Below are 12,888 nucleotides of genomic sequence, written 5' to 3'. Positions count from 1 at the left end.
TATCGCTCGTTCATCATGAATGAATGGCAACAGGGAATTATGATTATGATGGAATTTAAACTGCTTAGGCAGATCAAAAAAGAACCTTATAGTTTATATAAACGTACTGGTGACATCACTGTTCAAGAACTCAAACGCATGTATGGTATTTACCAAAAGTATTATGCCAATACCCGTTATGAAATTTTTGAACGCGACTTCTTAGAAAAAACCGGTGTTTTTTTTATTATTGAACCGAAAAATAATCAAATTGTCGGATTCTCGACGGTTATGGAGCGTGACTTTGTTGTTGATGGTAAAGCCCGACATGCTTTTTTCAGTGGAGATACCATTATTGAGAAAGAGTATTGGGGGAATCGTGCATTAACCCGAGCAATGTTCCGTTATATTATTAGTTTTAAATTTCGTCATCCAAGAACCCCTGTATATTGGATTCTAATTTCTAAAGGCTTTAAAACTTATCTGCTCTTAGCCAATAACTACTACAGCTACTATCCACATTATGGTGAGAAAAATGCTCATCTCAAAGACTTTGTCGAATCGTACTGTAAAGAATATTTCTCAGAATACTATAACCATGAAACGGGTCTGCTGAATTTTGGCGAAGACTACCAGCCACTCAAAGCAGATGTTGCGCCTATCACCCATGAGATGCGCGAAAACAATACCAAGATTGCCTTCTTTGAAGACAAGAACCCAACGTGGGTCGATGGAACTGAACTTCCGTGCATTGGTGAATTACGTTGGAGCGATTTATACCGTTATGTAAATCGATTCTTAACCAAGACCACCAGTGTGAGTAAACATGACAGCAAGTTACGTTATAAGTCACGTACATTGCATATTGCGACAGGTTCAGACTCGAAGGTGGCCTAATGGGATTGCTTCTCACCACAGCACATCAAGTCTTGAATATTGCCTGCCGTAAAGCATTTCAACGCTATACACAGCAGGCACATCAGTTGGAAAATGTGCAACGTAAAAAATTAAGTCATTTTTTAAAGCAGCACATTTCGCAAAATTTAAGTTATGAGCAATTTGCCAAAAAATATCCGCTTTCGCGTTATAGCAATTGGAAAAGCCAAATTGAACAATCCAGACAAAGTGGCAAAAATTGTTTAGGGCCTGAAAAAATTGTCCGATTTCAACCGACCAGTGGGTCGAGTGAAGCAATTAAATTCATTCCTTATACTCAGGCTTTTTTAGATGAGCTAGATGAAGCTATTGGGTTATGGCTCACCAATCTATACCGAACTCATCCACAACTGAAAAACTCAACGCATTATTGGTCGGTTTCATGGTTGCCTGAAAGCCAGCGAAAGCTTTTAGAAAATAGTAATTTGAATGATGATAGTGCGCTGCTTAATCTGTCGAAGCGAGTGCTGAGTAAAATTACCCAGTCGGTACCGACTGAAATTGCGATGGCAAATTCAGCCGAAGATGCCATGTTTGCAACCGCGGTGTATCTCGTTGCAGATAAGCATTTAGGCATGATTTCGGTATGGAGTCCTACATTTGCATTGCAATTGCTGGATATTATTCAAGAACATCAAGCTGAAATTGTACAGGTCTTAAAAACTGGACAATGGCAACGTGATGGTTTGAGTTTTCTGCAAGTTCCGAAATCTTGTCAACAATGCTATCGCTTACAAGACTTGGATTTAACCCAAGCAACGGCGTGGAAAAAACTGTGGCCTAAACTCAGTCTGGTTTCGAGTTGGGATACAGCGAGCGCAGAGCAATGGGCAGTACAGCTACAGCAACGAATTGCAGGGGTGGCATTTGAGGGTAAAGGTTTATGGGCAACTGAAGGCGTAGTGACGATTCCATTTGCAAACCGTTTTACCTTAAGTTATCAGTCACATTTTTATGAATTTATTTTGCAAGACAGCCAAAAAGTGGTGCCATCTTGGCAACTGAAAATAGGCGATATCGTTAGTCCTGTGATTACTACAGGTTCAGGATTAATTCGTTATGTGATTGATGATGAATTAGAAGTCACCGACTTTTATCAGCAAGTGCCATGTTTTAAATTTTTAGGTCGAAAAATGACGGTTGATTTGGTCGGAGAAAAGCTCGACCACAATGCAGCAGTTAAAGTCCTTGCAGAGTTTAAACAAGCGGATTATTTGCCGATTAGTATCTTGGGTATTGAACAATGTTCGGTTAAAAAACCACACTATATTTTACTCAGTGAAGGCAATGTAGATAAACAACCATCCGCTCAAGCACTAGACCGTTTGCTTAAACATAATTTTCATTATGAATTGGCACGCGATCTAGGGCAGTTGGATGAACCTGAAGTGGTACATGTACAAGATGCTTGGGACTACTACAAAACACTAGCCATGAACAATGGCATGATTGAAGGGAATATTAAGCCTGAGCCGCTTAAGAAAATGAAAACAAAAATAATTGAGTATTGAGATGGATATCGATGTGTTAGATGCACCGTTCGACGAAACGGCGTTATATCATTCAAAGAATGAGACTAAGTTTGCGGTTCGAAATGCGACTGTCGAAGATGATGAGCAACTAATGAAAATTAGTGCAGAGACTATGCCAAGCAATGGCATCACATTATCTTATGCGCGTCACCCCAGTTATTTTGATGCCAGCCACGCACAGTATAATCGTCCAGATTTAAAAGTGGTTGTCCCTGTGGAAGATCCATCTATCGTGATTGCGATGATGAATTTGGGATGGCGTTATTGTTATATCAATGGTCAGCCTGACCTGATGCGTTATGTCGCCGATTTAAGAATGAATCCAGCGTATCGTGGTGCTAAAGTCATGCGCTTATTGATGGACTATCTCCATGATGAAATACCACAAGACACGATTTTTGAAAGTGTAGTTTTAAACGACAATATTGTCGCTGCCAGTATTTTACATCATGAAAGATCTGGATTTCCGCTGCCATATTTTTATGATGAAATTCGAACCTTTACCGTTTCACAGGCAGTGAAACCAAAAACTTTCAATCAATATCAATTTAAAACCCTGACTGCTGAACGTGTAGATGAAGCGAATGATTTCATTTTAAAAATGAAAGACCATTATAATTTTTTACCTAGCTATGATTTTAATGCTTTGGTAGATGGTCAAAATCCATTTTGGGCATGCTTAAATCTAGATGACTTCTATTTGATTTACGATCAGCACAATCAGTTGGTTGGACTTTATGGCTTATGGAATCAAAAAAGTTTTAAACAAACTCGAGTGATCGATTATTCAAGGTCATTAAAGTTGATGAAACCTTTTTATAATGCCTATGCCAGTGTGCGTGGTGTTTTATTACTGCCAAAAATTCATGGAACCTTTGATTATTTAATGTTGCATAGTCCGCTATGTCATCCTGAACATCTGGACGTATTTGCAAGTTTGATTTTTCATGCAAAACAGCAGACAAAGCAACGTGGTAAAGAAACCTATTGTATTACTTTGGCAGAGAAGGACCCGCGTATTGAGTGGATGAAAAATACGACCTCACATGTGTTAAAAGCCAAGCACTATTTTCATAGTTTTAAAGCCAATCCATACGCTGCTTTTGATCGTAAACGTATTAGTTATTTTGAAGTTGGGCGTATATAGAGGAAGTGATAACGATCAAAAAATCAATTAAAACTGCCAAATCAATCATTTAAAATCATTCTAATTGTGTACTTATGTAACTGAGTTCTTCAGTATACTGCGCAAAGAATAATCAGAATGAGAAAGACATGTCGAAGTTGATGTGGGGAATTGGCAGTTTAGCGGTGCTTTCAGCAGCAGTGGTGGGAGGGAATTTATATGCAGATAAATCTCTTGCCCAATTTTATACACAGAATAATTGGTCCGCAGCTGTACAAGATGTTGATGTAAAGTACAGCAATTATCAAATGGGCTTGATGGGTGGAACAGTCGATTGGGTATTAACCCTGAAAACAGACCCGTGTAAACCCAAAGAAGTGATTGTGTTGAAGGGAACCGATCAGATTCAACGTGGGTTGAAAGGCTATAACATCAACTCTAACTTTAAGATTGTTCAACAACAAAGTACGTCCGAATATGCCAAGCTTTTTGGTACGGACTTAACGGCAAAAACCTTGGTCAATTGGATTGGTCAAAGTAAAACAGATTTACAGATTCCTGCATTTAAAACGACTGCACAAGGTGCAACGGTACAAGCTGATGCCAGCCAATTGCAAATTCGAATCAATAGTTTACCAGGGCAAGCCACTAAGGTATCTGAGCTTTCAATCCATTTACCTGTGGTTCGGTTGAGTGAAGGTCCAATGCATACCATGGTGCAAAATTTTTCGATGAAGACCAATCAAGGTTTAAATCAGGAAAATCTTGAAAATGGTTTTCTTGAAATCCAAGCGGCTTCTATCAAACGTTTAGATCAAAAGTTCTCAGGCGGCATGCGTGGTATGCAACTGCGTTGGGAGACCGAACTAAATAAACATGATGTGGACTTTGAAGGCTACTTAAAAGCTGATGAGATGGATTTCCCAGGTTCACCGGTCACCAAAGATTTCGCACTGAATTTGGCATTGCATAAAGTTAATCTAGATAAAGTTCGTGCATTTAGTGAACTTTTGCATCAGGTGGAAAATTCCTGTGATGCAGTGGGTGAATCAAGTGAAGAAATGACTCAAGCTTTCTTAGCTATCGCAAGCCAAGGTTTTGATTTTGAGTCTAAAGATAACTCGATCAGTATTGGTGGAGGTAAAGCCTCTGCAAATGTCGTGGGGAAAGTCATGCCGGGTCACCATGCCTCAATGGAGTCTTTTATTAAAATGGTGCCGAGCTTACTGGATTTTCAAGCAGACTTAAGTTTTGATAAAAATATGATGACTGCAATCATGAATAACTTTTTGCAATTACAGGGCAAAAGTTTGTCAGGACAGGAAGCTGAAGCCATGTTTGCTGGTTTTGAAACATCAGGGCAAGGCAAGCGCGATGGCGATAACATGGTCATGAGTATGCAATATAAGTTCGGTCAAAAGCTTTTTGGTCAAGCCATACAAAAGAAATAAGCAACAAGTCGTTAGTCGTTTAGTTTGAAAATATAAAACCGTCATTGATTGACGGTTTCATATTTTTAGCTGCGGAATCATGATGTTCACTTTATCGGAACACAGCGGCCTAGCCATTGTTGAACAGTTGAAAAGTTGCTAGCGTCAATGGGCAACTAGCCAATCAAAACAACAATAGGAAAGACACGATGTCACACGATTATTTTTTTAGACGGAAACTTGTTCAATCATCCATGCCTAAATGTTCTTGGGTAAAACACAGTCTTATTAGTAGCATTTTTCTGATCGCTGTTCAGTCTACAGCTTTTGCGGGTACTTCAATTTCAGATCAACGTTTGTCGAATGAAACGCAAGGTAAAAAACAGTTTAGTGAAGAAACCTTAGATATTATTGAGAGTGAGGCAGCTAAACCCAAAGAAGAGCAGCAGCAAAATTCAAATCATAAATCTAATCGTAATAATAAGATCATTCAGGAGGCCCAGCTTGAAGGTTCAACTATGAGTGATTATTTGCTTCAAAAGAAAAGGGCAGCGGATCAGGTCGGGCTAATACAATCTCCAGAAGTGGCACCGATTAACCGAATTGTGCTGCAAGAGCGACACGAAAATATTCGAGTAACGTATCCAGATGGCGTCGTGGTTGAAATGAAGCACTGACGTGCTTCATTTCATAGATCAGGAATAGCTAAAGTTAAACCTTAGATTTGTGGATGGGTGATTTTCCATGCACGGTGAATTTTGGTGTTACGTTTAAAGTCTAGACCAATGGTGTCATTGCTGATTTCTTCAACATCAAACATTGCCATGATCACATCATCCATCTCAAAACCACGATAGTTGTTTGAGAAGTAAAGCGTACCGTCAGTGGTTAAACGGTTCATGGCACGTTTAAGCAAAGACATATGGTCGCGTTGGACATCAAACGTACCATAGAACTTTTTAGAGTTTGAGAAGGTTGGTGGGTCAATAAAGATCAGGTCATATTGCTCGTGACCTTCTTTTAACCATTCAAAACAGTCGCTAGAGAAGAACTGATGTTGTTCATCTGCATGATCTACAGTCAAACCATTCAGTACAAAGTTCTCTTTAGACCAGTTTAGGTAGGTATTTGACAAATCGACACTGGTCGTACTTGCTGCACCGCCAAGTGCTGCATGTAAGCTCGCTGTAGAGGTATAGCTGTATAAGTTCAGGAAGTGTTTACCTTTGGCTTCTTTGGCAATCCGTAGACGCATTTGACGATGGTCAAGGAACAGACCTGTATCGAGGTAGTCTGTTAGGTTCACCAAAATCTTTGCTTTGCCTTCTTGAACGATAAAACGTTTAGACGCAGTACTTTGTTTGGTGTACTGATTTTTACCTTCTTGGCGGGCACGTGTTTTAATGAAAATCGCATCACGACCTAAGCCTGTCACTGCACGAATCGCTTGCAGTGCTAAGTTAAAGCGTTTTTTGGCTTTCTCAGGGTCAATTTTTTTCGGTGGTGCGTATTCTTGTACGTGTAAACGATCACCATACAAATCTACTGCGACATTAAAGTCTGGTAAATCGGCATCATATAAACGTAAGCAGAAAATATTTTCTTTAACTGCCCATTTTTTAAGATTCTGCATGTTTTTTTGCAGACGGTTAGTAAAGTCTTCTGCACCTTCAATTTTTTCAAATTGTTGAGGTTCCCAATGCTCGAGGAAAGGCTTTTGAACTGCTGCAGGTTTGACTGTACCAAAACGGACGTAAATTGGCAGCTTACCATTCATCAAACGCAAAATTTGCGGATCATTAAAGGCAAGGACATCGGCCTGTTCAACTTGTGCTGCAATAATCGCAGCAGGCTGATTTGGGAAGTTCTTTTGTAATAATGCCGATAGACCTAAATACAGTGCGCGGTTAGAGGCTTTATCACCTAAACGCTCGCCGTATGGAGGATTAGTGACAACAAAGCTTTTCTTACCTGTTGCTTGGAATTCTGGCCAGTCTGCAAGTGTACGTTCTTCAATTTTAATTTGATCAAGTACAGATTCGAAACCTGCAGCAATAATATTTTGTTTGGTCGCTTTTACCGCTTCCCAGTCTGCATCAAATGCATAGAATTGTGGGAGAGGATTTTCAAGTGCAGCTTTATGACGCTCAGCCGCTTCGCCTTTAATTGACATCCAAAGTTCATGGTCATGACCATTCCAACCATTAAAACCAAAACGACGAACAAGGCCTGGTGCGCGGTCAGTCAAAATCATTAAAGATTCAATGATAAAGGTCCCTGAACCACACATTGGGTCCAAGATAATATCGGGTTGATGTTGTTTAAGTTTTGCTTTCTGTAAGATAGCAGCCGCTAAGTTTTCTTTAATCGGTGCATCTGTCATGTAGCGACGGTAGCCGCGTTTATGCAGAGAGTCACCTGATAAATCTAAGCAATAAGTATGTTCAGTTTTGCCAGCTAATACATACAACGTAATTTCAGGTTGCTTAATGTCAATGCTAGGACGTTTGCCCACAGCTTCCATAAAGGAATCGACCACACCATCTTTGACACGTAAAGTTGCGAACTGAGAATTGACTTTAATGTCACGTTCGATGTGTAAACGAACGGCAAATGTACTTTGTGGTGCAAAAATAAGTGACCAGTCAAAGTTTATTGCACCTTCATAGAGCTCTTCCGCTACATCACGTGCATCATGCGTGAACTCTAATTCATGTGTATGAATTGGAGTGAGTACACGAGAAGCCAAACGTGACCACATGCAAATACGGTATGCATCTTCAAGTGTGCCTTTGAATACAAGACGACCCGGGAACTGTTCAATATTTTGAACACCTAAACCTTCAATTTCCTCGCGGAGTAAGGTTTCCAGTCCATCTGCACAGGTAACCCAATATGTAGAAAGACGCGGTTTCGAATTCATGTAAATTTCCAAAGGCAAAAAAGCAATCGCATATTTTAACGTATTTTCGTGGATTTGGGCGGACGATATTGCGCTGAAACGGGAGAAATATCGGTAGATTTGAATGACTTTACCAAATTTATTCTGCGTACATTGTGAGAAATATCACTTAATGGTACAAAAATTGCTATAACCCTGATCAAAATTCGATCTTTATAATATTGATATCATTAGGGGTATTTATGACAGGGCTGGCAATCAATAGTCAATCAAACGCATTTTCAATTGCAACTTTAATCTATGCGCGCTTACGTCGTGTGTCAGGTCGGGTTATTGACGCATTATATGTGGTTGAGAATGTCGAATACGCACGCTTTGTTTCTAACTTGGCTTTGGAAACGGCCGATCCTGAATTATCTCGTTTGGTTGCGCGGCTTTACAGCGAGTTGAATTTGCATGAAGCTGCAGTTTCAGCACAAGAAGAACCAATAGTTAGCTCAGTTCAATCTGAAACAGCAGAAATTTTAATGAGCGAACCGACTGCGGAAGATATCTATAAAGCACAGGTTGCACATCGTTATATTGGCGCATTGCGTTAATTCAATCCCGCTGTGAGCAGCAGCATAAATTTCCTGCTGCACACCGCCTGAAGTATCAACCATCTTTCCATGTTTCAAGAGCTGTTGAACTGTGCAGAAGGCGGTTGTTCATAGCTGAACTTTATCTGTTTGAAAGTATTCAATTCAATCAAAAATAAGGACAGATAGAAGTCCTGTTTGAAGGCTTTTTGAAAGGGGAAAGGTGAAGTTTAATTTAAACCGTTTAATTTATCTAATTGAAATGATAGATAGGAATTTGAAAATTCATTTTGAATAACATCATGCGTTTGCATTGAACGTTGAAAACTTCAACTGCCATTTGCCAAGATTCTCTGTATAATGCGTTAACTTAACGATAAGGAATCTCTCATGCACTTGGCGGCATTGCATACACCGAGCCAGATTCAACTCAACCAAGATGGTAACTTAAAACATTTCCTCACCATCGAAGGCCTTTCTAAAGAAACTCTCACAAAAATATTGGACACTGCACAGTCCTTTTTTAATGACCAAAATCAGCTGATTACCAACAACCTTTTAGAAGGTCGTACGGTAATGAACCTTTTTTTTGAAAATTCAACACGTACCCGTACCACTTTTGAAGCGGCAGCAAAACGCCTGTCTGCAAACGTATTGAACATTGATATTGCACGTTCAAGTACATCAAAAGGCGAGACACTGCGTGATACCTTGTGGAATTTAGAGGCGATGGCGACCGACATTTTTGTGGTTCGTCATTCATCGTCAGGCGCGCCGCATTTTATTGCCAAAGATGTTTGTCCGCATGTGGCAATCATCAATGCAGGCGATGGCCGTCATGCGCATCCAACGCAAGCCATGTTGGATATGTTGACGATTCGCCGTGAAACCAAAAAGAATTTTGAAGACATTTCCATTGCCATTATTGGCGATATTAAGCATTCGCGTGTTGCCCGTTCAGATGTCGCTGCATTGCAAACATTGGGCTGTAAAGATATTCGTGTCATTGCGCCAAATACTTTGCTGCCTTACGGTTTTGATGATTATGGCGAAGGCATTCGTTTGTTCAACAATATGGAAGACGGCATTCAAGACTGCGACGTGATTATTACTTTACGTATTCAAAATGAACGTATTGATTCTCCTGCGCTGTCATCTCAAGCTGAATTCTACAAAATGTACGGTTTGAATAAAGAACGCTTGGCTTTGGCAAAACCTGACTGCATCGTGATGCATCCGGGACCAATGAACCGCGGTGTTGAAATTGACTCGAGTATTGCCGATGGTGCTCAGTCCGTGATTTTACATCAGGTGACCAACGGTATTGCGGTGCGTATGGCGGTACTGGCTTTGGCGATGCAAGGTCAGCTGCAAGAAAAAGGTTTAATTGAAGCGATTGCGGTTTAAGGGATAGTCATGAGTATTGTTAAAGTTGAAAATGTACGTGTCTTAGATCCAATCAATCAAACTGACAGCGTACAGACGGTTTATATTGAAAATGGCCGATTGGTTGCCGAAAGCAATGCCGCTGAAACCATTGATGGTCAAGGCAAATGGCTGATGCCAAGTATGGTTGATCTCTGTGCGCGTTTGCGTGAGCCGGGTCAGCAGCAGCATGGCACTTTAAAGTCAGAAGGTAAGGCTGCACGTGCGAATGGTATTTTGCATGTGTTTACCCCGCCTGACTCAAAACCGATTGTGCAGGACAATGGCGCATTGATTCATGGCCTGGTGGAAAAAGCCATGATTGATGGTGGCATTTATCTGCAGGTGATTGGCGCGCAAACTCAAGGCTTGTTAGGCAAGCAGCCTGCGAATATGGCGGGTTTGAAAAAAGGTGGCTGTACTGCGGTATCGAATGCTAATGCGCCATTTATGGACGATGATGTGGTGATTCGTACCTTGGAATATGCTGCGGGTCTGAACATGACCGTTGTGTTCTATGCCGAAGAACCGCAGATTGCCAAAGATGGCTGTGTGCATGAAGGCTTTGTCGCATCTCGTCAAGGTTTACCGATGATCCCTGCATTAGCGGAAACCGTAGCCATTGCAAAATATTTACTGATGATTGAAGCCACTAAAGTGCGTGCGCATTTTGGTCTGTTGTCATCAGGCGCATCTGTTGAATTGATTAAACATGCTAAAGCGAAAGGCTTACCGGTGACTTGCGATGTAGCCATGCACCAATTGCATTTAACTGATCAGTTGATCGACGGCTTTAATTCACTTGCGCATGTGCGTCCGCCGCTGCGTTCTGAGCAAGATAAAGACTTGCTCCGCCAAGCAGTGAAAGACGGTGTAATTGACGCGATTTGTACGCATCATGAGCCACTGAGCAGCTCTGCGAAAATGGCGCCTTTTGCTGAAACACAGCCCGGTTTTACCGCATTTGATACCTTTGTACCTTTTGGTATTCAACTGATTCAAGAAGGTCTATTAAGCCCACTGGAATGGGTTGAGAAAGTCACACTCGCACCTGCTAAAGTAGCCAATATGCAACAACGTTGGACAGATGAAGCGGGTTGGGTGCTTGTCGATCCAGAACTTGAGTGGACTATTAATAAAGACACGATTGTCTCAAATGGTAAGAACACACCATTAATTCAGCAAACGGTAAAAGGTAAAGTAGTTCACGCTTTTTATGCCGTTTAAGCGCACGCTCAACATGGAAATTTGTTGATTCTCAGAATTTTGATTAGACATTAAAAAGTCAGCTTCGGCTGGCTTTTTTAGTGAAGATTGAAAATAAAAGAAGAAATTAAAGCGTTGACAAGTCCGAACAAATTATTACATTTGATCAAAAAATAAGCATATAAACTGAAGTACATATGAAAATAATGACAACTGCATGGAGTACAAATATGAGTATAGATTTATTAGCGCTGATTAAGCAGCACGTCTCCTCGATTGTGCTGGACGGTGATACACAACACTTAACTGAAAAAAATTCAGCCATTAGTCAATTTATTCCATTCCTGTTAAATATTTTTCGATCCAAACCTGAATTTATTGATGCCTTTCAAAAACAGTTAAACCCTCGTATTAGTGATATATTTTCGGCAAATCCCACATTAAAAGATCAATTTTTGCAACATCTCGGTGGCGGTACGGCCCCAACGTCAGAAATAGAGCAAACCTTAAACCACTCTATAGCTCCAACTTTAGGGGCACTTGAAAATGAAGCGGGTTCATCTGATCCCGTCGCAATCACGCATTTACTTGATAATCATGCAGATAGCATTTTGGCGGCACTACCACAATGGGCAGTGCCTTTACTCGCAGGTTTAGGGGTAAACACTGCAGCTGGCCGTACATTACACCAAGCGCCTGTTGTTGAACCAACACCTGTTATCGTTGAAGAAAAACGCTCGAATTGGTTATTGCCAATTATTGCGCTGCTTATATTATTGGGTCTGATCGCATTTTGGTTTAAGTCTTGTACTAATAAAGAAGAACCAACCACCTCTGCAACAACGGTTGCACAGCCTGCTGCATCTCAGCCAGCACATTTGCAATTTAGCACCGGTACAGATGGGCAGTTAACCAACTGTCAAATTCAAACTGGTGATTCAAATTATCTTGAAATTTTGCAGCAACAAGTCAAACAGATCTTTAACTTTAATACGGGTTGTGGTGCTTCATCTGATGCCAGTTACCATACGCAATTTATTGATCAAGATACCATTCCAACGGTTCTGCAAAAACTTAAAGGTGTGCCAAATACCACTTTAACCTGGACAGAAAATCAGTTATCGATTTTGTCGCAAAATCCTGCGGATGCTCAAAACCTTGCCAATCAAATTAAGCCTTTAGCAAAAAATATGACGGTATTGGTTCAAGAAGGCGTGAGCGAACAAACAGCAGTAGATAACAGTATTACTGATGCACAAAAAGCATTAGCGAGCATTAACCCTGAACAAGTTCGTGCGCTAGATGTTGCGACTGCGCTGAACTTACAAATTATTAATTTTGCGACAGGTTCATCTGATATTCCTGACGTGAATAAATCGATTTTAGATCAGGCGGCAGCATTGCTGCAGCGCGCTACAGAAGTACATCTGACTGTACAAGGTCATACCGACGCTGTGGGTAATGCGGAAGCGAATAAAGCTTTATCGCAAGAGCGTGCACAAGCTGTGGTGGATTATTTGGTGTCGAAAGGCGTAGATCCTGCACAGCTTCAAGCGGTGGGCTATGGTCAAGAAAAACCTGTGGCGGATAACAGCACCAAAGAAGGTCAATTCAAAAACCGTCGTATTGAGTTTGAAGTTTTAAATACCGAGAATGGCAAAGTACGAGATGTTACCAGTGAAGGCGTGACTGAAAAGACCAATTAAAACCGTACTAAATTAGATGATATATAAAAATCCCTGCACATGCGGGGATTTTTCTCGTCAAAGCGCTG

Annotated in this window: 10 protein-coding genes; 9 read left to right on the top strand and 1 reads right to left on the bottom strand. The window is 40.8% G+C overall.

All coding sequences use genetic code 11. From position 1 onward, the window contains the following. Positions 1-39: 39 nt before the first annotated feature. The 5 genes from FTT77_RS10510 (at position 40) to FTT77_RS10490 (ending at position 5,680) form a co-directional block, all read left to right on the top strand. Complete coding sequence (locus tag FTT77_RS10510) at positions 40-876, top strand: hypothetical protein (RefSeq protein ID WP_306669886.1); 837 nt, start codon at positions 40-42, stop codon at positions 874-876. Then, a complete protein-coding gene (locus tag FTT77_RS10505; protein WP_180109225.1) occupies positions 876-2,426 on the top strand; it encodes a GH3 auxin-responsive promoter family protein in 1,551 nt (516 codons plus the stop codon). The genes FTT77_RS10510 and FTT77_RS10505 overlap by 1 nt, the downstream gene beginning before the upstream one ends. A 1-nt stretch (position 2,427) precedes the next feature. Then, complete coding sequence (locus FTT77_RS10500; RefSeq protein WP_180041137.1) at positions 2,428-3,594, top strand: GNAT family N-acetyltransferase; 1,167 nt, start codon at positions 2,428-2,430, stop codon at positions 3,592-3,594. A gap of 128 nt (positions 3,595-3,722) precedes the next feature. Beyond that, positions 3,723-5,024 (top strand): DUF945 family protein, encoded by a 1,302-nt coding sequence (locus FTT77_RS10495; RefSeq protein WP_180109226.1) that lies wholly within the window; start codon positions 3,723-3,725, stop codon positions 5,022-5,024. Between the two features lie 188 nt (positions 5,025-5,212). After that, positions 5,213-5,680: a hypothetical protein gene (locus tag FTT77_RS10490; RefSeq protein WP_180007880.1), complete on the top strand. Its 468-nt coding sequence runs from the start codon at positions 5,213-5,215 to the stop codon at positions 5,678-5,680. Between the two features lie 41 nt (positions 5,681-5,721). Here the strand turns inward: FTT77_RS10490 and rlmKL are convergent, their stop codons facing one another. Beyond that, on the bottom strand, positions 5,722-7,926 hold the full coding sequence (gene rlmKL / locus FTT77_RS10485; RefSeq protein WP_180109227.1) for a bifunctional 23S rRNA (guanine(2069)-N(7))-methyltransferase RlmK/23S rRNA (guanine(2445)-N(2))-methyltransferase RlmL: 2,205 nt from the start codon (positions 7,924-7,926) through the stop codon (positions 5,722-5,724). Between the two features lie 221 nt (positions 7,927-8,147). Here rlmKL and FTT77_RS10480 point away from each other — a divergent pair, with 221 nt between their 5' ends. From FTT77_RS10480 to FTT77_RS10465, 4 genes are all read left to right on the top strand, one after another. Beyond that, positions 8,148-8,504, top strand: coding sequence for a hypothetical protein (locus tag FTT77_RS10480; RefSeq protein WP_180010389.1), 357 nt, complete (start codon positions 8,148-8,150; stop codon positions 8,502-8,504). A gap of 369 nt (positions 8,505-8,873) precedes the next feature. Then, entirely contained in the window at positions 8,874-9,890 is a 1,017-nt protein-coding gene (locus FTT77_RS10475; protein ID WP_180010388.1) for an aspartate carbamoyltransferase catalytic subunit, read from the top strand. A gap of 9 nt (positions 9,891-9,899) precedes the next feature. Beyond that, the gene (locus FTT77_RS10470; protein WP_180109228.1) at positions 9,900-11,135 is read left to right on the top strand and encodes a dihydroorotase; all 1,236 of its coding nucleotides are present in this window, start codon (positions 9,900-9,902) and stop codon (positions 11,133-11,135) included. Between the two features lie 209 nt (positions 11,136-11,344). Next, positions 11,345-12,820: an OmpA family protein gene (locus FTT77_RS10465; protein WP_180109229.1), complete on the top strand. Its 1,476-nt coding sequence runs from the start codon at positions 11,345-11,347 to the stop codon at positions 12,818-12,820. The last annotated feature ends 68 nt before the right edge of the window (positions 12,821-12,888 follow it).

It is taken from the genome of Acinetobacter sp. YH01010 (assembly GCF_013420775.1).
Taxonomy (GTDB): Bacteria; Pseudomonadota; Gammaproteobacteria; order Pseudomonadales; family Moraxellaceae; genus Acinetobacter; species Acinetobacter amyesii.
Note: the sequence above shows the minus strand (reverse complement) of the source record. Positions and strands in the feature narration are given on the sequence as shown.